General features: G+C 73.3%; 18 protein-coding genes. 10 read left to right on the top strand and 8 right to left on the bottom strand.

Features of this window, described 5'->3' with window-relative positions; all coding sequences use genetic code 11:
- Window positions 1-458: 458 nt before the first annotated feature.
- Complete coding sequence (locus E1165_RS07290; RefSeq protein ID WP_132271008.1) at window positions 459-830, bottom strand: nuclear transport factor 2 family protein; 372 nt, start codon at window positions 828-830, stop codon at window positions 459-461.
- A gap of 265 nt (window positions 831-1,095) precedes the next feature.
- On the opposite strand from E1165_RS07290, the gene E1165_RS07285 reads away from it, so the two are divergent.
- Together E1165_RS07285 and E1165_RS07280 are read left to right on the top strand one after the other, a co-directional pair.
- Window positions 1,096-1,902 carry a helix-turn-helix domain-containing protein gene (locus E1165_RS07285; RefSeq protein ID WP_132271010.1) on the top strand — a complete coding sequence of 269 codons (807 nt, stop codon included), beginning with the start codon at window positions 1,096-1,098 and terminating at the stop codon, window positions 1,900-1,902.
- 44 nt (window positions 1,903-1,946) lie between these two features.
- Window positions 1,947-2,363 (top strand): nuclear transport factor 2 family protein, encoded by a 417-nt coding sequence (locus tag E1165_RS07280; protein ID WP_132271007.1) that lies wholly within the window; start codon window positions 1,947-1,949, stop codon window positions 2,361-2,363.
- Here the strand turns inward: E1165_RS07280 and E1165_RS07275 are convergent.
- Window positions 2,321-4,099, bottom strand: a complete 1,779-nt coding sequence (locus E1165_RS07275) for a beta-N-acetylhexosaminidase (protein WP_132389006.1) — start codon at window positions 4,097-4,099, stop codon at window positions 2,321-2,323. The genes E1165_RS07280 and E1165_RS07275 overlap by 43 nt on opposite strands.
- Before the next feature lie 313 nt (window positions 4,100-4,412).
- On the opposite strand from E1165_RS07275, the gene ppdK reads away from it, so the two are divergent.
- Window positions 4,413-7,142, top strand: coding sequence for a pyruvate, phosphate dikinase (gene ppdK, locus E1165_RS07270; protein ID WP_132389004.1), 2,730 nt, complete (start codon window positions 4,413-4,415; stop codon window positions 7,140-7,142).
- 54 nt (window positions 7,143-7,196) lie between these two features.
- On the opposite strand, the gene E1165_RS07265 is transcribed toward ppdK, so the two are convergent.
- Entirely contained in the window at window positions 7,197-7,658 is a 462-nt protein-coding gene (locus E1165_RS07265; protein WP_132389014.1) for a roadblock/LC7 domain-containing protein, read from the bottom strand.
- Between the two features lie 379 nt (window positions 7,659-8,037).
- On the opposite strand from E1165_RS07265, the gene E1165_RS07260 reads away from it, so the two are divergent.
- From E1165_RS07260 to E1165_RS07245, 4 genes are all read left to right on the top strand, one after another.
- Window positions 8,038-9,285 carry a deoxyguanosinetriphosphate triphosphohydrolase gene (locus tag E1165_RS07260; RefSeq protein WP_132389012.1) on the top strand — a complete coding sequence of 416 codons (1,248 nt, stop codon included), beginning with the start codon at window positions 8,038-8,040 and terminating at the stop codon, window positions 9,283-9,285.
- Between the two features lie 56 nt (window positions 9,286-9,341).
- Window positions 9,342-10,178, top strand: a complete 837-nt coding sequence (locus E1165_RS07255) for a siderophore-interacting protein (protein WP_132389002.1) — start codon at window positions 9,342-9,344, stop codon at window positions 10,176-10,178.
- Window positions 10,179-10,263: 85 nt separating this feature from the next.
- On the top strand, window positions 10,264-12,141 hold the full coding sequence (gene dnaG / locus E1165_RS07250; protein ID WP_132389000.1) for a DNA primase: 1,878 nt from the start codon (window positions 10,264-10,266) through the stop codon (window positions 12,139-12,141).
- Window positions 12,141-12,674, top strand: coding sequence for a hypothetical protein (locus E1165_RS07245; protein WP_132388998.1), 534 nt, complete (start codon window positions 12,141-12,143; stop codon window positions 12,672-12,674). The genes dnaG and E1165_RS07245 overlap by 1 nt, the downstream gene beginning before the upstream one ends.
- Window positions 12,675-12,693: 19 nt before the next feature.
- On the opposite strand, the gene E1165_RS07240 is transcribed toward E1165_RS07245, so the two are convergent.
- The 5 genes from E1165_RS07240 to E1165_RS07220 all read right to left on the bottom strand — a co-directional run bounded on the left by E1165_RS07240 (window position 12,694) and on the right by E1165_RS07220 (window position 19,517).
- Entirely contained in the window at window positions 12,694-13,659 is a 966-nt protein-coding gene (locus E1165_RS07240; RefSeq protein ID WP_132388996.1) for a TAXI family TRAP transporter solute-binding subunit, read from the bottom strand.
- Window positions 13,656-14,048: a roadblock/LC7 domain-containing protein gene (locus tag E1165_RS07235; protein ID WP_132388994.1), complete on the bottom strand. Its 393-nt coding sequence runs from the start codon at window positions 14,046-14,048 to the stop codon at window positions 13,656-13,658. The genes E1165_RS07240 and E1165_RS07235 overlap by 4 nt, the downstream gene beginning before the upstream one ends.
- Window positions 14,045-16,330, bottom strand: coding sequence for a sensor histidine kinase (locus E1165_RS07230; protein WP_132388992.1), 2,286 nt, complete (start codon window positions 16,328-16,330; stop codon window positions 14,045-14,047). Before E1165_RS07230 ends, E1165_RS07235 begins: the two co-directional genes overlap by 4 nt.
- A gap of 65 nt (window positions 16,331-16,395) precedes the next feature.
- Window positions 16,396-17,415: a TAXI family TRAP transporter solute-binding subunit gene (locus E1165_RS07225; protein WP_132388990.1), complete on the bottom strand. Its 1,020-nt coding sequence runs from the start codon at window positions 17,413-17,415 to the stop codon at window positions 16,396-16,398.
- Entirely contained in the window at window positions 17,412-19,517 is a 2,106-nt protein-coding gene (locus E1165_RS07220; RefSeq protein ID WP_132388988.1) for a TRAP transporter fused permease subunit, read from the bottom strand. Before E1165_RS07220 ends, E1165_RS07225 begins: the two co-directional genes overlap by 4 nt.
- 437 nt (window positions 19,518-19,954) lie before the next feature.
- On the opposite strand from E1165_RS07220, the gene E1165_RS07215 reads away from it, so the two are divergent.
- The 3 genes from E1165_RS07215 to E1165_RS07205 all read left to right on the top strand — a co-directional run bounded on the left by E1165_RS07215 (window position 19,955) and on the right by E1165_RS07205 (window position 22,386).
- Window positions 19,955-20,887 carry an ABC transporter ATP-binding protein gene (locus E1165_RS07215; protein ID WP_132388986.1) on the top strand — a complete coding sequence of 311 codons (933 nt, stop codon included), beginning with the start codon at window positions 19,955-19,957 and terminating at the stop codon, window positions 20,885-20,887.
- Window positions 20,888-20,942: 55 nt separating this feature from the next.
- On the top strand, window positions 20,943-21,494 hold the full coding sequence (locus tag E1165_RS07210) for a hypothetical protein (protein ID WP_132388984.1): 552 nt from the start codon (window positions 20,943-20,945) through the stop codon (window positions 21,492-21,494).
- Window positions 21,495-21,591: 97 nt separating this feature from the next.
- Complete coding sequence (locus E1165_RS07205; protein ID WP_243704631.1) at window positions 21,592-22,386, top strand: ABC transporter permease; 795 nt, start codon at window positions 21,592-21,594, stop codon at window positions 22,384-22,386.
- Window positions 22,387-22,393: the final 7 nt, after the last annotated feature.

Here is a 22,393-nt window from a genome sequence, read left to right as displayed (position 1 = left end):
AAACGGGGAAGTTCAGGGGGACGGTCCGGCGGCGGTGCCTGCGCGGGGTCCGGGGGGACGCCTGGCGGCGGTGCCTGCTCGGGTGTCCGGGGGATGTAACCGATCCGGCGGGGCTCGCATTCCACGGGCCGGGCCTCGGTGTCCGGGAGATGTAACCAGCCCGGCGGGGCCCGCATTCCACGCCCCGACGCTGTCGGGGCCGGCCGTGTGGCCGGTGGGAGAACACCGGTGGTTGTGCCATGTACAACGCCCCGGCCCTGTCGCCGATTCCGCCACCGGGGTGGCCGCGGCCACGGGATTGCACAGGTCAGACCGGACATTCGCCCCAGCGGGACACACCGCACCCCCGCGCCGTTCACCCCACCCGCTCACCCTGTTGATCAAGAAGCCTGCGTGGAAGCCGTCACGCGCGCCTTGCCCGGCCGATGGACACCGGCCGGGCGGAGGCTTCACGCGGATCAGGCCGCTGCGGGCACCTTGTCCAGGAAACCGTGCACGGCACGCAGCCGGCCGTCCGGGTCGCAGACCGCGACGTCGAAGCCGACGACCACGGAGTCGCCACCCGCTGCGGGCACCAGCTCCCAGCCGAACCGGACCACGTCGTGGTGCCCGTCCACGATGCCGTGCCGGCGCAGGACGTGCCCGGGGAAGGTGTCCCGTACCCCGGTGACGACGGCGGTGATCTCCTGGTGACCACGTACCGCCGCCAGCGGGTCGGTGTAGGTGGCGTCCGGGGTGAAGAGGGTGGCGACCGCCGACGCTCGGGCGGCGGCGTCCGGCTCGTTCCACACGGCGAGGTAACGGTCGACCAGGTCGGAGTGCGTACTCATCGGGTGCTCCCATCGTCGGTTGGTGACGGCGAGAACCCTGGCACCGTCCGACGGGGAGTGTCGATTACCTGCCGGGTAATGGCCCGTGGCCGTGAATCGGACCGTCGGCGATTACCCGGCAGGTAATCGACGGGCGGCCCGCCGCGCGGCACAGTGGTGCCGGGCACCGCACCAGGACCCGAGACGGGGGGATCATGATGACCACATGCCGCGTACGCCGTTCGAGGTTCCGACCGGTCCCGACGAGCACAGTGCGGGGCCGGCGATGAGCGCCACCGTCCACACGTCCGCGCCGCCGGTCGGGGAGGCACTGCGCCGGTGGCGGGAGCTGCGCCGCCTCAGCCAGCTGGAGCTGTCCATCCGCGCGGAGATCTCCACCCGGCACCTGAGCTTCGTCGAGACCGGACGGTCCAGGCCGAGCCGGGAGATGGTGCTGCGTCTGGCCGGGCCACTCGACCTGCCGCTACGCGAACGCAACCGGCTGTTGCTGGCGGCGGGCTACGCGCCGGCGTACCCGGAGAACGCCCTCGGCGCCCCGCAGATGGCGGCGGTCCGTGCCGCCGTACGTCAGGTGCTGTCCGGTCACGAGCCGTATCCGGCGGTGGTGGTCGACCGGGGTTGGAACCTGATCGACGCCAACTCCAGCCTGACGCTCCTCACCGACCTGGTCGCGCCGGAGCTGCTGGTCGCACCGGCGAACGTGCTGCGGGTCAGCCTGCACCCGGACGGGCTCGCACCGCACATCGCCAACCTCGGCGAGTGGCGCGGGCACCTGCTGAGCCGGTTGGGCCGTCAGGTCGAGCTGACCGGCGACGCGGACCTGGCGGCCCTGGAGGCCGAGCTGCGCGCCTACCCGTGCGACAGCCCGGAACCGGAGATCGAGCTGCCCGGCCCGGGCGAGATCGTGGTGCCGCTGCGGCTGCGCCACGAATGCGGGGAGCTGGTCTTCCTCAGCACCATCGCGACGTTCGGCACGCCCCTGGACGTCACCCTGGCCGAGTTGTCCATCGAGTCGTTCTACCCGGCCGACGACCACACCACGTCGGTGCTGCGCGACCGCGCCCGGCGATGACCGACCCCACCACGACACCGACACCGACACCGAGGAGGAACGGCATGTCCACCACCCGTCGCACCGTTGATGAGCTGCTGTCCCGCATCGTCGCGGGACAGGACCCCGACCGGATCGCCGAGGTGTACGCCGAGCGGGTCGACTGGCAGGTCGACTGGCCGGACGCCACGCATCCCGACGTGCCCTGGATCCGCCCGAGATCCACCCGGGCGGACGTTGCCGACCACCATCGCACCCTGGCCGCGTCCACCGTGCCCGGGCAGGGCTCGGCCACGGTCACGAACATCCTCGTCGACGGGCCGCACGCCGTCGTGATCGGCGAGACGTCCCAGACGGTGCGCCGTACCGGCAAGAGGTTCCGTACCCGGTTCGCCCTGCACCTGACCGTCGAGGACGGTCTCATCACCCGCCACCACGTCTACGAGGACAGCCTCGCCGTCGTCGAGGCCTGCCGGGACTGACCCGGGCCTGGCTGGCTGGGCAAGGGGCGCGTGGGCTCGCGGTCGAGCCGGTCACCGTCGGCCCGCTCGGCCGGCCAGGGCACCTCGGGGGAGCGGTGGAAGGCGATGCCGGCGGTGCTCCAGCGGCGGCCGTGCCCGGCCAGCCGGTCGCGGAACCCGGCCCAGTCGTGGATGGCCCGGGGTGACCAGGCCAGCTCGGCGAGGGCGGGCAGCCGGGGGAGAAGCATGAACTCGACCTCTGCCAGCGTGGTGACCGACTCGGTCCAGAGCGGGGCCTCCACCCCGAGCACCGCCTCGGCCGGTACCCCGATCAGGTGCGCACCCGGGTCCCATTCGTACGCGCGGCGCACGTCGATCAGGCCGGCCCAGTCGTGGCCGATCGGGGTGTCCGGGGCGTACTTCATGTCCAGGTAGGCATGGTTGCCGGGGGAGAGGATCAGTCGGGCGCCCCGGCGTACCGCCTCGGCGACCTCGGGGTCGTCGCCGTTGGTGCCCCACCACTGCAGCACCCGCCCGTCGAGGTGGGCGGCCGGGGCGATCTGGTGCCAGCCGATGACCGTCCTGCCGGTCCCGGCGACGATCCGCTGGGTCCGCTCGACGAAGCCGGTGTACGCCGCCCCCTTGACCTTGAACGCCTCGTCGCCGCCGATGTGCAGCCACGGGCCGGGGGTCAGGGCGGCCACCTCGCCGAGCACGTCGGCGACGAAGTCGTACGTCCGCTCGTTGTCGGGGTCGACGTGGCTGAAGCCGACCTCGGTGCCGGTGTAGGGCGGGGGCGCGACCTTGCCCGGAGCCAGCTCGGGGTACGCGACCAGCGCCGCGTTGGTGTGGCCCGGCAGGTCGACCTCGGGGACGATCGTGACGTGCCGGCGGGCGGCGTACCGGACGATCCGCCGGTAGTCGGCCTTCGAGTAGTACCCGCCGGGGCCGGCCCCGACCTGGGTCGTGCCGCCGACGGTGGTCAGCCGGGGCCAGGAGTCGATCGCGATCCGCCAGCCCTGGTCGTCGGTGAGGTGCAGGTGCAGGTGGTTGAGCTTGTACCGGGCCAGGTGGTCGACAACTCGCAGGACGTCCTCGACGGCGAAGAAGTGTCGGGACACGTCGAGCATCGCCCCCCGGTACGGAAAGCGCGGCCGGTCGACGATCACGCCACCGGGTAGCACCCAGCGCTCGTCCACCGGGGTGCGGCTCTCGATCGTGGCCGGGAGGAGTTGCCGCAGCGTCTGCACCCCGTGGAAGAGGCCGGTGGCGGTGTCGGCGGTGAGCCGTGCCCCGGTGGTGGTGATCTCCAGCCGGTAGCCCTCGTCGCCGACGGGGGCGCTGCCGGCGGACGTGCGCACGGCGCCGGCTGGGGTGGCGCGGGCGGCCGGGTCGCCGCCGGCCAGGGTCAGGGTCAGTCCCGGCCCGTCCGGCGCCGTGTCGGCGACCGGGAGCGGGTACCCGGTGGCGGGTCGGAGCAGTTCGGCCAGTTGCTCGGCGACGTCCCGGGCACCTGCCCCGGCGCTGACGCGGATGGCGGCGTCGGCCGGCAGGGTGAAGTCGGCCGGCGGATCCGCGACGACCGAGACCGGGGCCGGCACCACGTCGCCGAGCCGGACCGGGGCCGGCGGCGCGAGCAGGTTCCCGGCCGCCCGGGCGGCGGTCCGCGCCAGGTCGCCGACGCCCGGCCGGTGGGTGGGCAGGCCGGCCGCCGGTGGTTGCTGGCCGGTCTCGGGGCTGCGGGGTGTGGGCGGCACGGCGACGACTCCGGGGTGTATTCGCGAGGGATATGGCAAATGTCAGGCTCGGTGGAAACGGCGACGACAACAGTACGGGGGGAGACGCGAATTGCGTGATCATGCGCATGGAAACGTTCCCAGAAACCGCCACGAACGCGGATAGTCGTGATTACTGTGCGCATTGTCACCGAATGGTCCCAGGTCACTCGATGTTCGCTTAACCTTCGCCCACCGACTGCTGACGACGCCGGGATTGCCGGCGGTCGGCCCCGGGGTACCAGAAAACTAAACCTTCGTTAAGTGTCAATTCCGGCGCGTGTGGGAGGCTCTGGTGGCAGCACAGGAGACGGTCGAGCACAAGTACGTCTACGACTTCGCCGAAGGAAACAAGGACCTCAAGGACCTGCTCGGCGGCAAGGGGGCAAACCTGGCCGAGATGTCCAATCTCGGCCTGCCGGTCCCGCCCGGCTTCACGATCACCACCGAGGCGTGCAAGGCGTACCTGGCCACCGGTCGGGAGCCGGACGGCCTGGCCGACCAGATCGAGGCGCACCTGGAGTCCCTGGAGCGGACGATGGGTCGCCGGCTCGGCGACCCGAACGACCCGCTGCTGGTGTCCGTACGTTCCGGAGCCAAGTTCTCCATGCCCGGCATGATGGAGACCGTCCTCAACGTCGGCCTCAACGACCGCAGCGTCGTGGGTCTCGCCCGACAGGCCACCGGCAGCGCCGACCAGGCCTCCGGCGCGGACAGGTTCGCCTGGGACTCGTACCGCCGCCTGATCCAGATGTTCGGCAAGACCGTCTGCGAGGTGCCGGGCGAGGACTTCGAGCACGCCCTCGACGAGGCCAAACGCGCCAAGGGTACGCACAACGATCTGGACCTCGACGCCGACGACCTGCGCGGTCTGGTCGACGCGTACAAGAAGATCTTCGCCAAGCACACCGGCCGGGAGTTCCCGCAACAGCCGCGCGAACAGCTCGACCTGGCCATCCGCGCGGTCTTCGACTCGTGGAACGCCGAGCGGGCGGTGCTCTACCGCCGCCAGGAGCGCATTCCGGCCGACCTCGGCACCGCCGTGAACGTGGTGTCCATGGTCTTCGGCAACCTCGGTCCCGACTCCGGCACCGGCGTGGCCTTCACCCGCGACCCCGGCAGCGGCGCGCAGGGCATCTACGGCGACTACCTGGCCAACGCCCAGGGCGAGGACGTCGTCGCCGGCATCCGCAACACCGTGCCGTTGCAGCAGCTGGAACAACTCGACAAGAAGTCCTACGACGAACTGCTCGAGATCATGGCCCGGCTGGAGCAGCACTACAAGGACCTCTGCGACATCGAGTTCACCATCGAACGCGGCAAGCTCTGGATGCTCCAGACCCGGGTCGGCAAGCGCACCGCCGCCGCCGCGTTCGTCATCGCCGGCCAGCTCGTCGACGAGGGCCTGATCGACCTCGACGAGGCGCTGCACCGGGTCAACGGCGCGCAGCTCGCCCAGCTGATGTTCCCCCGTTTCCAGCTCGATCACGGCATCCGACCGGTGGCCAAGGGAATCGGCGCGTCCCCGGGCGCCGCCTCCGGCAAGGTGGTCTTCACCTCCGCGCGCGCCGTCGAGCTGGCCGCCGAGGGCGAGCCGGTGATCCTGGTCCGCCGGGAGACCAACCCGGACGACCTCAACGGCATGATCGCCGCCCAGGGCATCCTCACCTCCCGCGGCGGCAAGACCAGCCACGCCGCCGTGGTGGCCCGGGGCATGGGCAAGACCTGCGTCTCCGGTGCCGACGACCTGGACGTCAACGTGCCCGCCAAGCGGTTCACCGTCGGCGGGCAGGTCGTCGTCGAGGGCGACGTCGTCTCCATCGACGGCACCACCGGCCTGGTCTACCTGGGCGAGGTGCCGGTCATGCCGTCCGAGGTGGTGCAGTACTTCGAGGGCGAACTCGACCCGGAGCGGACCGACGACGCGCTGGTGGAAGCCGTACACCGGATCATGACGCACGCCGACGCGACGCGACGGCTGCGGGTCCGGACGAACGCCGACACCGGGGCCGACGCCGCGCGGGCGCGGCGGTTCGGCGCCGAGGGCGTCGGCCTGTGCCGGACCGAGCACATGTTCCTCGGCGACCGCCGGGAGTTGGTGGAACGCCTCATCCTCGCCGGCACCGACGCCGAACGGGAGGACGCCCTGGCGGCGCTGCTGCCGTTGCAGCGCGCGGACTTCGAGGAGATCTTCCGGAAGATGGACGGCCTTCCGGTCACCGTCCGACTGATCGACCCGCCACTGCACGAGTTCCTGCCCCCGTTGGAGCAGCTCGCGGTCAACGTGGCGGTCGCGCAGGAACGCGGGGAGGACGTGGCCAAGGAGGAGGCGCTGCTGGCCGCCGTCCGGCGGATGCACGAGGAGAACCCGATGCTGGGCCTGCGCGGCGTCCGCCTGGGCCTGGTCATCCCCGGCCTGTTCGCCATGCAGGTCCGGGCGATCGCCGAGGCCGCCGTCACGGTCGTCCGCGCCGGGGGCTCCGCCTGCCCCGAGATCATGGTGCCGCTGGTCGGCGCGGTGCAGGAGCTGGAGACGGTCCGTGCCGAGGCCGAGAAGATCATCGCCGAGGTGGTCGGGGACAGCGGCGTCGAGGTGCTGATCGGAACGATGATCGAGGTGCCCCGCGCGGCGCTGACCGCCGGTCAGATCGCCGAGGCCGCGGAGTTCTTCTCCTTCGGCACCAACGACCTGACCCAGATGGGCTGGGGCTTCTCCCGCGACGACGTCGAGGGCGCGTTCTTCTGGCGCTACCTCGAACTGGGCATCTTCGGCATCTCGCCGTTCGAGTCCATCGACCGGGAGGGCGTCGGCCGGCTGGTCCGGATCGCCGCCGAGGAGGGCCGGGCGGCCCGCCCCGGCCTGAAGCTCGGCGTCTGCGGCGAACACGGCGGCGACCCCGACTCGGTGCACTTCTTCCACGAGGTCGGCCTGGACTACGTCTCCTGCTCCCCGTTCCGTGTCCCGGTGGCCCGGCTGGAGGCCGGTCGCGCGGCCGTCCGGACCACCGGCTCCGACAGCCGCTGAACGACCCGTCGGCGGCGGCTCCGGTCAGACGCGGAGCCGCCGCCGAGGCGCGGGTCAGCGCGGCGGATGGTGCCGGTCGGTGGTCGCCCCCGGCCGCCGCCGGGCCAGGACACCCAGCGAGGTGCGCGCGCCCAGGGCCGCGTGCACGGCCGGCACCGGCGTCGCGCCGACCGGCTGCGCGTCCACCGCCGCGCCGGCCCGCCCGGCCACCGCCCGGGCCGGGCCGTGCAGGTCCGGCAGGTCCGCGCCCGCGTCCACGACCAGGGCCAGCAGCGCGTTGCGCCCCGCCGGATAGGTCACCACGCACCCGGCCGAGGTGCACACCACGGACTCCCGGAAGGTGCCGGCCCGGAGCCGGTCGGCGACCTGGTGCCCGACCCCGACGCTCACCGCGGCCAGCGCCGCCAGGTGAACGGCCTCGGTGGGCGGCAGGTCGCTGGAGATGAGCAGCCCGTCGCGTCCCGCCAGCACCGCCCCGGTCACCTCCGGATGGTGCCGGCGCAGCTCCCGCAGCATCGCCCCGATCGCAGTGTCCGTGTCTGGTTGCACGAGCGTCCCCCGTTCGTCGCGTCCTCACGTACCGCTCCCGGAACGCTACCGAAGGCCATGCCGGAGCCGCGATCCCGTCACCGTCGGCTCTCAGGCGGCAACTCTCGTCTGATCGGTGGTTGTGCGGACGTCATCGTCTGTTCGCCGGCGCGCCGTCCGCGCCGGTTCGGCGTAACCTGGGCACCCGCGAGGAGTTCCGCACGGTGAAGGGTGGCCGCATGACCAGCGCCTGGGCGAGCGTGAGCGTCGACGCCCACGACCCGGCCCGCCGGCGGGCCGAGGCGCTGGGCCACCACGGCACGCGGTCGAAGGGCTGACGGTGCCGGCCGAGCCGCCCGCCGCCGACCTGTCCGGCGCCGACCCCGCCGACGCCCGCCGATTCGTCGACGAGCCGCCGAAGGACACCGGCGACGGCCGGTCGCCGTACGAGCGGGACCGGGCGCGGGTGCTGCACTCCGCGGCGTTCCGGCGGCTGGCCGCGAAGACCCAGGTGCACGTCGCCGGCACCGACGACTTCCTGCGTACCCGGCTGACCCACTCGCTGGAGGTGGCGCAGATCGCCCGGGAAATGGGCGCCCGGCTCGGCTGCGACCCGGACGTGGTGGACACCGCGGGGCTCGCCCACGACCTCGGCCACCCGCCGTTCGGGCACAACGGCGAGGACGCCCTTGACCGGCTCGCCGCGAGCTGCGGCGGATTCGAGGGCAACGCGCAGACGCTGCGGGTGCTGACCCGGCTGGAGGCCAAGGTGCTGGGCCCGGACGGGACGTCGGCCGGGCTGAACCTCACCCGGGCCGCGCTGGACGCGGTCAGCAAGTACCCCTGGCCCCGCCGCTGCGGTCTGCGCAAGTTCGGGGTGTACGCCGACGACCGCCCGGTCTTCGACTGGGTACGGGCCGGCGCGCCGCCGGGCGGTGTCCGGCGCTGCCTGGAGGCGCAGGTGATGGACTGGGCCGACGACGTGGCGTACTCGGTGCACGACGTGGAGGACGGCATCCACGGCGGGTACGTGTCGCTGCGTCCGCTGCTGGACGATCCGGACGAGCGGGCCGCGCTCTGCGCCGACGTGGCGGCGGTCTACTCCGGCGAGTCCCCGGCCGACCTGGGCGAGGTGCTGGTGGATCTGCTCGCCGAGCCGGTGCTCGCCCCGCTCGCCGCGTACGACGGCAGCCACCGCGCGCAGGCCGCGCTGAAGGCGACGACCAGCCTGCTCACCGGCCGGTTCGTCGCCGGCGTGGTGACCGCCACCCGGGACCGCCACGGCCCCGGCCCGCACCGCCGGTACGCCGCCGATCTGGTGGTGCCGCGACCGGTCCGGGCCCGGTGTGCGTTGCTCAAGGGCATCGCCTGGCGGTACGTGATGCGCCGGCCGGGCGCCCGGGCCCGCTACGACCGGCAGCGGGAGATCCTGACCGAGTTGGTCGCCGTGCTCGCCGACCGGGCGCCCGACGTGCTCGATCCGGTCTTCGCGCCGTTGTGGCGGGCCGCGCCGGACGACGCCGCCCGACTGCGGGTGGTGATCGACCAGGTCGCCTCGCTCACCGACCCGGCCGCCGTGGCCTGGCATGACCGCCTGGTCCGCCCCGGCGCCTGACCGGGCGACGCGGGGCGTCGTCGGACCCCTCCCGCTGGTTAGGCTACCCTAACCTCATGACGGAGCGCGCGAAGATGGTCACCGCCGCCACGGTCCTGCGGACCGAGCGGCCCACCCCCCACCTGATCCGGCTGGTGCTCGGTGGGGAGGAGCTGGCCGGGCTGCCGGTCGGGGAGCACACCGACCACTACGTGAAGCTGATCTTCGCGCCCGAGGGCGTCACGTACCCGCACCCGACCGACCTGGCCACCATCAAGCGGGAGTTCCCGGCCGAGCAGTGGCCCCGGCTGCGCGCGTACACGGTGCGGGCCTTCGACCCGCTGGCCGGCGAACTGACCATCGACGTCGTGCACCACGGCGACGAGGGGTTGGCCGGGCCCTGGGCGGCCCGGCTGCACCCCGGCGACGAGGTGCGCTTCGTCGGCCCGGGCGGAGCGTACGCGCCGGACCCGACGGCGGACTGGCACCTGCTGGTGGGCGACGAGAGTGCCCTGCCGGCCATCGGGGCCGCGCTGGAGCGGCTGCCGGTCGGCGCCCCGGCCGCGGTCCTGGTCGAGGTGCACGGCCCGGCGGACGAGCAGCCGCTGCCCAGCCCGGGCGCGGTGGCGCTGACCTGGTTGCACCGCGGCGACCGGCCGGTCGGCGAGGCACTGGTCGCCGCGGTGCGGGCCCTGGAGTTCCCGACCGGTCGGGTCCACGCGTTCGTGCACGGCGAGGCGACGTTCGTCAAGGAACTGCGCCGGTTGCTGCGGGTCGAACGCGGGGTGCCCCGTGAGGCGCTGTCCATCTCCGGCTACTGGCGGCGCGGCATGGACGACGAGGGCTGGCGCTCCACCAAACCGGACTGGAACCGTCAGGTCGAGGCCGAGGAGGCCGCCGTCGTCGTGGGCTGACCGGGCGTCGGCCGCACGCCCGTCCCCCGGGCTACGGACCGTCGGTCCGGCAGGGCAGGATGTAGGGCCGAGGGGGTGGCAGGAGATGGCTGGGCGGATCCGGGACGAGGACATCGCGCTGGTCCGGGAGCGCACCTCCATCGCCGAGGTCATCTCGGACACGGTGACCCTGCGGTCGGCCGGCGGCGGCAACCTCAAGGGCCTCTGCCCGTTCCACGACGAGAAGAGCCCGTCGTTCAACGTCTCGCCCGCCCGCAACGTCTTCTACTGCTTCGGCTGCGGGGCGGGCGGCGACGCGATCAAGTTCCTGATGGACGCCGAGCACCTCAGTTTCGTCGAGTCCGTCGAGCGGCTCGCCGCCCGCGCCGGCATCCAACTGCGGTACGTCGAGAACGACCAGACCGCGCCGCGCAGCCGCCCGCAGCAGGGGCAGAAGCAGCGACTGGTGGCCGCGCACGCCGCCGCCGTCGAGTTCTACCAGGCCCAGCTCACCACGGCCGGGGCCCGACCGGCCCGGGAGTTCCTGGCCGGGCGCGGCTTCGACCGGGCCGCCGCCGAGCGGTACGGCTGCGGGTTCGCCCCCGACGCCTGGGACCTGCTCACCCGGCACCTGCGCCAGCAGGGGTTCAGCCACGACGAGCTGGTCACCGCCGGGTTGTCCCGCCCGGCCCGCTCCGGCTCGCTGATCGACCGGTTCCGCCGCCGGCTGCTCTGGCCGATCCGTGACCTGGCCGGCGACGTGATCGGTTTCGGGGCCCGCAAGCTCTTCGACGACGACGACGGCCCGAAGTACCTCAACACCCCCGAGACGCCGATCTACAAGAAGTCACACGTCCTCTACGGCATCGACCAGGCCAAGCGGGAGATCGCCAAGCAGGGCAAGGTGGTCGTCGTCGAGGGCTACACCGACGTGATGGCCTGCCACCTGGCCGGCGTGCCGACCGCGGTGGCCACCTGCGGCACCGCCTTCGGCGCTGACCACATCACCGTGCTGCGCCGGCTCCTGCTGGACACCGACGACGTGGCCGGCGAGATCATCTTCACCTTCGACGGGGACGCCGCCGGCCAGAAGGCCGCGCTGCGCGCCTTCGAGGACGACCAGCGCTTCGTCGGGCGTACCTTCATCGCGGTCAGCCCGGACAACATGGACCCGTGCGAGCTGCGCCTGGCCAAGGGTGATCTGGCGGTCCGGGATCTGGTCGCCCGCCGCGAGCCACTGGTCGACTTCGCGTTGCGTCACGTGATCAGCCGGTACGACCTGGACACCGTGGACGGCCGGGTGGAGGCGATGCGCCGTGCCGCCCCCCTCGTCGCCAAGATCAAGGATCGGGAGAAACGCCCGGAGTACGTCCGCAAGCTCGCCGGTGACCTCGGCATGGAGATCGAGCCGGTGCAGCGCGCCGTGCTCGCCGCGGCCCACGCCCCCACCGGCGAGCGGGGGTCGGCGAGGTCCGCCTCCGCCCGGGTCGCCGCGCCCGAGCCGGCGGCGGACAGTCCGCAGTCGATGGTCGAGCGGGAGGCGTTGAAGCTCGCCCTCCAGGAGCCGGTGCTGGCCGGCCCGATGTTCGACGCCGTCGAGGCGACGGAGTACCGCCACCCGGTGCACGCGGCGGTCCGGGCGGCGGTCGCGGCGGCCGGCGGGGTCACGGCGGCGACCGGCGGGGCGGTCTGGATCGAGTCGGTCCGCGACGCCTGCGAGGACCTGGCCGCCCGGGCGCTCGTGGGAGAGCTGGCCGTCGAGCCGCTGCGCATCGACGGCGAGCCCGACCCGCGCTACGTGTCGATCACCATGGCGCAGCTCCAGTGGGGCTCGGTCACCGGCCGGATCCGGGATCTCAAATCCAAGATCCAGCGGATCAACCCGGTGAACAACAAGGACGAGTACTTCGCCCTGTTCGGGGAACTGCTCTCGCTGGAGCAGCACGCGCGGGCGCTGCGCGAGCAGGCCGCGGGAGGACTGTGATGGGACTGTTCAGCCGCAAGCCGAAGCTGCCGCCCGCCGCCCGGCCACCGCTGACCGCCGACGAGCGGGTGCTGGCCTGGGCCGCCGCCGGCAACGGCGAGGGCGACGGCGTGGTGGTGGCCAGCAACCTCGGGTTGTGGCTGCCCGGCCACGGGCACCGCCTGGGCTGGCACGACATCCTCAAGGCGGTCTGGTCCGGCCGCGAGCTGACCGTCACCCCCGCCGAGCTGGTCACCGAGCGGGACGGCTACCGGGTGGTCGCCGACCACCCCGCCGAGACCTACCTGCTGCTCGACCCGGGCGACCTGCCGCACCAGGTACGGGCCCGGGTGACCCGCTCGGTGGCGTGGACCGCCCACCACCGGTTGCCCGGCGGCGCGGGCCGGATCGCGGCCCGGCGGGTCGCCGGCGTGGACGGTCTGGCCTGGACGGTACGCCTGGACCCCGGCACCCCCACCGACGACGAGGTGCTGGCCGAAACCGACCGGCTGGTCGCGGACGCCCGCGCCACCACCGCGCCCGCCGACGTCTGACCGCGCCCTCGCTCGACCGTCAGCCGCCCCGGTAGAAGCGGGCCGCTCCCGGGTGCAGCGGGATCGGGTCGGTGCCCGACGCGCTCTGCCGGGTGAAGTTCCCCGCTTCCGGGTGCACGTCGATCAGGTCACCCTGGTGGGCGAAGAGCAGCCGGGTCAGGTCGTACGCGAGCTGCTCCGGCATGTCGGCGCCGACCAGGATCATGTTCGACACCGTCACGGTGGGCGTGCCGGTTCGCGTCCCGTAGACGTCCCTCGGTAGCTCGGCGGTCGTGTACACCGAGCCGTACGTCGCGTTCAGCGGATCGATCAGGTCGGCGATCGGCAGCAGCTCGAACCTTCCCGGCGCGCTGGCGAGCAGATCGGCGATGCCGGGCGTGGGCAGGCCGCCGGAGAAGAACATCGCGTCCAGGGTGCCGGCCCGCATCCGGGTGACCGTCTCCGGCAGGGACAGGGTGAACCGGCGGACATCCCGTTCCGGGTCGATCCCGCCGGCCGAGAGCAGCCGGCCGGCGATGATGTCCGTGCCGGACCTGGGCGAACCGGTGGAGATCCGCTTGCCGCGCAGGCTCGCGAAGTTCGTGATCTCCGCCTCCGCCCGGACGATCACGTGCGTGTAGTTGCTGTACACCCGGGCCAGCGCACGGACCGGCTGCGGCTGGCGGAACGCCCCCCGGCCGGCGACCGCGTCGGCGGCGGTGTCGGAGAGGCTGAACGCGATCTCCATGTCCCCGCCGGCCAGCCGGGTGATGTTCTCCACCGAGGCGCCGGTCGGTTCGGCCCGCGCCTCGTACCCGGGCAGGTGGCGGCTGATCACGTCGGCGTAGCCGCCGCCGAGTTGGTAGTACACGCCGGTGGTGTTGCCGGTGGCCAGGAAGATCCGGCCACCGTGCCAGGCCTCCGGACGGGTCTCGTTCGGCCCGCAACCCGCCGTGAGCACGGTGACCAGCACCGCCGCCAGCCACCGCGACGGCCGGCCGGTCACGCCCGGACCGCCGGTTCCAGCGCCTCGGCCACCCGCTGCACGAGCGTGGCCGTCTCGAAGCCGATCTGGCCGAGGTCGCAGCCCGGCGCCGCCAGCACCCCGAGCAGCGCCCGCTCGCCGACCGCCATCACCAGCATCACGCCGCCGTCCATGTCGATGATCTGCTGCCGTACCCGGCCGGCGGCCATCAGCCGCGCGGCGCCGATGGTCAGGCTGGCCAGTCCACTGATCACCGCGGCGAGCTGGTCCACCTGGTCGGGGGAGAGATCAGGCGAGGACGCGAGCCGCAGGCCGTCCTGGGAGACCGCCACGGCGTGCGACACGTCGGGCACCCGCTCGGCGAAGTTCGCCAGGAGCCAGTCGAGGCCGGCGTTCCCGGATGAGGTCATTGAGGTCTCCCAATCGGTCCGTTGTGCTGGTCACGTCGCGTCGCGCTCGCCACACCCTCGGCAAGCGCGGAGAGCCTGGCCCGCACCACCTCCGGGTCGAGCGGGTCGTCCGCCTGCGCCGCCGCCGGGGCGTGGTGCAGCGCGGTGGGCAGCGCGCCGCCGCGGGTACGGCGGGGCAGGCCCGTCCCGGTGGTCACGGTGGCCCCGGCAACCGGCGGCAGCGCCGGTGACGCGGCAAGCGCCTCGGCCGGCACCGTCGCCGGGGTGGACGGCGAGTCGTCCCGGGGCCGGAACCAGGCGGCCGACGCGGTGGGCTGCGGCCGACTCGCCGCCGAGGGACGACGGGACACGGTTTCGACGCGGGTGAGCGCCTTCTCCGGGATCTCGACCTGGGCGACCGTGCCCTGCCTGGTGTTGTGCAGCTGCACCCGGATACCGTGCCGGGCCGCGAGGTGCGCCACCACGTGCAGCCCCATGCTGCCGGCCGCCGCGCTGGACAGCACGGCGGGCGCGAGGAGCCGCTCGTTGATCTCGGCGAGCCGGCTCTCGCTGATGCCGATGCCCTGGTCGTGCACCCGCAGGGTGAGCCCGTCGACGGTACGGCGGCCGTCGACGTGCACCGGCGCGTGCGGTGGCGAGTAGTGGGTGGCGTTCTCCAGCAGCTCCGCGAGGAGATGGACCAGATAGCCCACCGCGGCGCCGCGCACCGCGGCGGCCGGCACGTCGATCTCGACGCGCTGGTAGTCCTCGATCTCGGAGGCGGCGGCGCGGACCACGTCGGCGAGCAGATGATCACCCTCGTGCGCGCGGCCCGGCTCGCCGCCGGCGAGAACCAGCAGGTTCTCCCCGTTACGGCGCATCCGGGCGGCGAGATGGTCCAGGGCGAACAGCCGGGCCAGCGCGTCCGGGTCGGTCTCCTCACGTTCGAACTCGTCGAGCAGCCGCAGCTGCCGGGTGATCAGCGTCCGGATCCGCCGGGCCAGCGCCTCCGCCATCCGGGTCACGTCCCGCCGCAGCTCGGCCTGTTCGCCGGCGAGCCGTAGCGCGGCCCGGTGCACCGTGTCGAACGCCTCGGCGACCTGGGCGACCTCGTCGCGGCCCTGCCGGACGCCGGCGGTGAGCCGGGTGACCTCGCCGTCCGCCGGCGTCCCGTCACCGGCTGCGATGGCGGTGATCCGCTTGGGCAGCTCGGTGTGGGCCATGGTGAGCGCGGCGGCCCGCAGCCGGCGCAGCCGGCGGCTGGTGCGTACGGCGAGCAGGGCGGCGGCCAGCAGTGAGGCGGCGGCGACGGCGGTGGTGGCGCCGCCGGTGACCATGGCCCGCCGCCGGGCCTCCCCGGCCAGGCGCGCGGCCTGGTCGTCCAGGTTCTCGGACAGCTCCCGGCCAAGGAGGTTGTACCGCCGGATGACGCCGCTCTGCGCCACGTACCAGGCGTCGCCATCGACCCTGAGCGCCGCCGCGACGATGTCGCTCTCGGCGGCGCCGTCGCGCATCCGCCGCGCGGTCGTCACGTCGCTGCCGGTCATCAGCCGGTCGTGGGTGGCCTGCGCCTCGCGGCTGGCGATCCGGGTGAACTCGGCCTGGCGCTGCTCGTGCGCGCCGCGCAGCCGGCCGAGCCGGACCAGTTCCCCCGGGGCCAGCTCACCCCGGACGAAGACCGCCCGGAGCAGGTCGCGTTCCAGGGAAGCCAGGTGTTCCTGGGCGGCCACGGCAGCCACCTCGCGGGCCGCGTTGGCCAGCTCGGTGTCGCGCAACTGGGCCGGCAGCGCGTCGGCGACGGTGAGCAGGGAGCCGACCAGCGCCACGTAGGTCGCGTCGGTGGCCCCGGAGTTCGCGGCGGCCTCGCGGGCCGGTTCCAGCCGGTAGAGCTGGTCGTCGGCCGTGTCGAGCACCCGGCCGAGGTCGGGCGCCGCAAGGCGGGCCGCCCGCCCGGCGGTGCGGTACCGGTCCACCGCGGTGTCCACCCGCCGCCGCTGCGCGTCGACCAGCGGCCGGCCGCTGGCGCCGCCGCGCTGGCGCAGGGCTGCCGTCTCACCGAGTTCCCGCTCCAGCTCGTGCACCAGGCGCACGGTGGCGGTGGCGGTGCCGGCGAGGACCCGGGCGCGGCCGGCGTCGGTGGAGGCGTCCAGCGCGGTGTCGGTCTGGACGGCGCCCAGTACCACCAGGGACACGGTGGCCACCAGGATGGGCGCGAGAAGCTGGGTGCGTACCGACCAGAGCTGGTCGGTGTGGTCCGTGGGCCGGTTGTGCCGGCGGACGCGGGCGGGGTGGGGGAGCGGCACGGGGCCTCCCGGTGTGGGTCGGAGCGCCGGGTCCGGGCGGCCTCGGCCCGGACCCGGCGTGCGGGTCAGCTCGCGCCGAGGTCCCGCAGGGCCTCGGCCGCACCCCGGTGCAGCGGTACGGGGTCGGTCTTGCGGGCGTTGTCCAGGGTGATGCCCTTCGCCGCCGGGTTGGCCTGGCCCAGCGCCTCCTGCTTCTCGAAGACGGTCCGGGTGATGGCGCAGGCGACGTTCGCGTCGAGGTCCTTGCGGACCAGCAGCACGTTCGGTACGACGATGGTCGGGACGTCCGTGGCGGTCCGGTACGCGTCCGCCTTGATGGTGCCGGCCTGGTAGGCCGGGTTCAGCTCGGTCATCTTCGGCAGCAGCGGGCTGATGTCGATGAACTTCACCTTGTCGCCGGCCGTGGTGAACAGGTCGGTCACTCCGCCGGTGGGCACGCCGCCGGACCAGAAGAACCCGTCGACGCTGCCGTCCTTGATCCCGTCGACGGTCTTGGCCAGGTCGAGACGCTGTGCCTGGATGTCCTTCGCCGGGTCCAGACCGGCGGCGGTGAGCAACCGGTTGGCGATGACCTCGGTGCCGGACTTCGGCGAACCGGTGGAGATCTTCTTGCCCTTCATGTCGGCCACGGAGTTGATGCCCGCGTCAGCTCGGACCACCACCTGCGTGTAGTTGTCGTAGATGCGGGCCAGCGCCTCGACCGGTTGCGGGGCGGTGAAGGTGCCCTTGCCCTGTACGGCGTTGACGGCGGTGTCGAACAGCGAGAAGGCGACGTCGTACTGGCCGCCGACGAGCTGCTCGATGTTCTGCACCGAGGCCCCGGTCTCGGCGGCGGTGCCGGTCAGCTTGCCGCCGGTGGTGGCGGCGAGCTGACCGGCGAGGGCGCTGCCGACCACGTAGTAGACGCCGGTGGCGTTGCCGGTGGCGATGCCGACCCGGGTGTTCTCGGTGACCTCGCAGGTGACCTCCCTGGTGGCGTCGTCCTTCGTCGCGCTGTCCTGACGGCCCCCGCAGCCGGCGGTGCCCGCCACGACGAGGGCCAGCGCCCCCACGCCCACGGCTGTTCGCATGGTGGTTCGCCTCATGAGATCTCCTCCCCAGGATGTCCGGATGGGACTGGTCGTGGCACGCCGGTCCGGCCCGTCGCGCCGCGTCGTACCGCCACACCCGCCACCGCGGCGACGGCCAGGGTCGCGCCGACGGTGACGGGTACGGGTTCGAGCCAGAGCAGCGTCAACCCGGCGAGCGCGCCGAGGATCCGCTCCGGTGTGCCGGCCGGCCCGACGCCGGGCAGCCAGCCGCCCGCCGCGACGGCCAGCACCGCGACGCTCGACGCGCAGACCGCCCCGGCCACCGCGATCCGCCCGGCGCCACCGATTCCGAGCAGCCCGAGCCCGGTCGGGGTGACCACGAAGGCGAGCGGGATCAGGTAGGCCGGAAGGGCGTACCGCAGGGTCTGCCACATGGTCGGCACGAGCCGCCCACCGGTGACCGCGGCGGCGGCGACCGCCGCCAGCGCGGTCGGCGGCGAGACCTCGGACAGCACCGCGAAGTAGAAGACGAACATGGCCGCGGCGGGGGCGGCCACGCCCAGGTCGAGCAGGGCCGGGCCGATGATCACCCAGCCGATCACGAAGGAGGCGGTGACCGGCACCGCCAGCCCGAGCAGGCTGAGCGCGACGGCGGCGAGCAGCGCGGTCAACGCCAGCACCACCGCCGGTTCGGCGCTGACCGCCTTGGCCCCGCCGATCAGCAGGGCGGCGGCCTGCGGGCCGAGGCCGGTCTTGGTCGTGGTGGCGGTGATGACGCCGGCGGCGGCGCAGACCGCGCTGACCGCGAGCACTCCGCGTACCCCGGCGGCGAGCGCGCCGACCATCCGGGCCGGGGTGAGCCGGTGGCGCCGGTCCAGGAAGGACAGGGCGGCGGCGAGCACGATGGCGCCCACCACCGCCCTGGTCGCGGAGAAGCCGAGAGCGAGCAAACCGGTGATCACCAGGAGGGAGAGGAAGTGGTAGCCGAACCTGCCGAGCAGCCGCCAGGGTGAGGCGGCGTCGATGGCCACCGGCCGCACCCCGGAGCGGCGGGCGTCGATCTCCACGGAGAGCAGGATGCCGAGGTAGTAGAGGATCGTCGGGACGGTCGCCCAGCCGAGTACCCGCAGGTACGACACGCCCAGGTACTCGGCGATGATGAATGCCGCCGCGCCGAGGGTGGGCGGGGAGAGGATCGCGCCGACGCCGGCGGCGGCGAGCATCCCGCCGGCGCGCTCGGGCGGGTATCCGGCCCGGCGCAGGACGGGCCAGGTGACCGCGCCGATGCTGACGGTGGTGGCCGCGCCCGATCCGGAGACGGTGCCGAGCAGGAAGCCGGAGGCGACGGCGGTGCGGCCGGCGGCCGTGCGGGAGCGCCGGAAGGCGGCGGCGGAGAGGTCCACGAAGAAGCGGCCCGCGCCGGAGAGGTCGAGCACCGCGCCGTAGACGGTGAACAGCACGATGTATGTGGCCGCGACGTCGAGCGGGGTGCCGTAGAAGCCGCTGTCGGAGTTGTAGAACGCGTCGACCAGTTGGGCGAAGTCGATCCCGGCGTGCGCCACCGGCCAGGACTGCGGCAGCAGCCCACCGTAGTAGCCGTAGCCGAGGAAGAGCAGGCAGACGGCGGGCAGGATCCAGCCGGTGGTGCGCCGGCACGCCTCCAGCAGCAGGAGCAGCAGCACGCTGCCCATGGCCACGTCGAGCGGGGAGAGCAGCGCCTGCCGGTCGAGGAAGGCGTCGTAGCCGCCGCCACCGCCGGGCAGGGAGACCGGTAGCACCGGGTAGAGGCAGCAGACCAGGGCCGCCGCGGCCAGGACCCAGTCGGTCGCGGTGGGTCGCGTGCCGCTGGTGGTCATGCGACGCCGCCACGGCAGGGGCAGATCCGCCGGGTACGCGAGGAAAACCAGTGGCAGTACGCCGGCGAGGAAAATGATCAGGTAGTACTTGCTGCCCTGCGGCAGCGGGGCGAAGACCTGCCCGAGCGCGAACAGGGCGACCGCCACCGCCGTGCCGGTGACCAGCAGTCCCGCGGGTCCGCTGAGATCCCGCCCGGGTTTCTCGTCCTCGAACCGGGCGGCGAGATCGTGCGGGTCGGAGGCGTCCGGGCGGGTCGGATCGGGTGGCGGGTCGTCGGCGGGCGCGGGTGCGCCGTCCACCGTGGCGCCCCGGCCGCCCGATCCGGGCTGCGGCGGTGGCGGAACGGGACCATCGGGCGAACGTACGGACGACACGAGGGGGCACGATACGCGAATTGCCCACCCCAGGGAACATTGCTCATTGTGATTGCGCTCGGTGATGAAGGTGGGCTGCGAATCACGCAGAGACACATCTATTAGGCGTCGTTTCCCAAGAATGGTGAACGGATAGGTTGACAAACGGGCAGAGTGGCCGGCGGGTGGAAGTGATCCGTCCATGATGGTGGTGGATTGCCGGTCCGGCCGACGGTGGCGCGGGTGGCGGACGGTGAGGAAAGATCTCGACACGGCCAGGCACGCTCTGTAGCTGACGTCACGGTACGTGTCGAGCTCCGTGCCGGTTGTGGCGGATGTCGAAAGGCGTCGCGGCTGTCGGAGGTCGCCGGTACGGTCGGCCGGTGACCAGTACGGCACCACTCATCCGGGCGCGCGGGTTGGTGAAACGGTTCGGCGACTTCACCGCCGTCGCCGGCATCGACGTGGACGTCCTTCCCGGCGAGGCCTTCGGCTTCCTCGGCCCGAACGGCGCCGGCAAGTCCTCCACCATGCGCATGATCGGCTGCATCTCCCCACCCAGCGGGGGCGAGCTGCGCATCCTCGGGATGGACCCGGTGCGGGACGGCCCCGCCATCCGTGGCCGCCTGGGCGTCTGCCCCCAGCTCGACAATCTGGACCCGGACCTGACCGTCCGGGAGAACCTGACCACCTACGCCCGCTACTTCGGCGTCCCCCGCGGCGCCGCCCGCGAGCGCGCCGCCGAGCTGCTCGACTTCGTCCAGCTCACCGAACGGGCCGACAGCAAGGTCGAGCCGCTGTCCGGCGGGATGAAACGCCGCCTGACCATCGCCCGCGCGCTGGTCAACGAGCCCGACATAGTGCTGCTCGACGAGCCGACCACCGGGCTCGACCCGCAGGCCCGCCACCTGGTGTGGGAGCGGCTGTTCCGGCTCAAGCAGCAGGGCGTCACCCTCGTGCTGACCACCCACTACATGGACGAGGCCGAGCAACTCTGCGACCGGTTGGTGGTGATGGACGGCGGGCGGATCGTCGCCGAGGGCTCGCCCCGCGCGCTCATCGAACGGCACTCCACCCGCGAGGTGGTGGAGCTGCGCTTCGCGGCGGATTCGCAGGAGGCGTTCGCCGGCAAGCTGGACGGGCTGGGGGAACGGATCGAGGTGCTACCCGACCGGGTCCTGCTCTACGTCGCCGACGGGGACGCCGCCCTCGCCCAGGTCGAGGCGCGCGGGCTCACCCCCGCCGCCGTCCTGGTCCGGCGCAGCAGCCTGGAGGACGTCTTCCTGCACCTCACCGGTCGTACGCTGGTCGACTGACCGCGCCTGCGGCACCGGGGCGTAGCATCGGCGGCCGAAACGGGGGAGGGCCACGATGGATGTTCGCGCACGGCGGCAGGCGGGTCTCACCGCGCTCTATCTCGGTGTCTTCGCGACGATCTGGTTCAGTGTGCCGGCGGCCGAGTCGCCGCTGCGCACCCTGCTCGTGGTGGCCAGCGGCGGGGCGCTGCTGACCGCGTTCGGCGGCGCGGCCCTGGCGCTGCGGGCGGGTCGCGCCGGTGCCGCGGTGCCCCGCGACCGGCGGGCCGACCGGCGGTACCTCGTCATCGTCGCCGTCGAGTTCGCCGTGGCGGTGCTCGGCGCCGTGCTGCTCGCCGCCCTGGGGCGGGCAGAGTACGTCCCCGTCCTGGTCTGCGCGGTGGTGGGCGCGCACTTCCCGCCGCTCGCCCCGGTGCTCCGGGACCGGCTGCTGGTGCCGCTCGGGGTGGCGATGTGCCTGCTCGCCCTGGCCGGGCTGGTCGTCGGGTTCGTCTCCCCGACTCCGCCCGGGCTGGTCGTCGGCACCGGCGCGGGCCTGCTGCTCTGGGCGTACGCCCTGCTAGCCCTGCTCCGCGCGGCCCGGACGGGCCGGGTCGCGGGCCGGTAAAGGCCGCGACACCCCCGGCGGGCGACCGTAGGGTGGGCCTGTTCTGTCGTACCCGGCCGGTAGGAAGACGGGGTGCGCGACGGCGGGGGGAGTCGAGGTGAGCGTGACGCAGCGGGCGCGACCGGGGTTGCCCCGGGTGCCGGCGGTGGCGGTGCTCGCCTACCACCTGACCGGCTACCGCCGCACCTGGCGCTCCGGCGTCTTCTCGTCCTTCCTGCTGCCGACCCTGACCGTGCTGGGCTTCGGTTTCGGCGTCGGCGGTTACGTCGACCAGGGCGTCGACGGGGTGCCCTACCTGGAGTGGATCGTGCCGGGGCTGCTCGCCTCCACTGCCATGCAGGTGGCGATCGCCGAGTCGACCTTCCCGGTGTTCGGCAACTTCCAGTGGACCAGGACGTACACCGCGCAGAACGCCGCGCCGTTGCGGGCCGGCGACATCGTCGCCGGTCACCTCGCCTTCGTGCTGGTGCGAGCGGTCACCGCCAGTGCGGTGTTCCTGCTGGTGACTGCGCTGTTCGGGGCGGTGGTCTCGGTCTGGGCGGTGCTCACCCTGCCGGTGGTGGCGCTGCTCGGTTTGGCGGTGGCCGCGCCCACCTTCGGGTACGCCGCCGCCGTGTCCAGCGACAGTTGGCTGGCCATGCTCTTCCGGTTCGCGGTCATCCCGATGACGCTCTTCGCCGGTGTCTTCTTCCCGGCCGAGTCACTTCCCGACGGCCTGCGTCACCTGGCGTACGCGACCCCGCTCTGGCACGCCGTCGACCTGTGCCGGGCGGCCACGCTGGGCGTGCCGCCGCACTGGTCGGTCGCCGGGCACCTGCTCTATCTCGCCGTCTGGGCGGTGGGTGGCGCGGCGCTGGCCGTCCGCCTGTTCCGTCGCCGGCTCGTGGTCTAGGAGCCGT

It is taken from the genome of Micromonospora sp. KC723 (genome assembly GCF_004348595.1).
GTDB lineage: Bacteria > Actinomycetota > Actinomycetes > Mycobacteriales > Micromonosporaceae > Micromonospora.
Note: the sequence above shows the minus strand (reverse complement) of the source record. Positions and strands in the feature narration are given on the sequence as shown.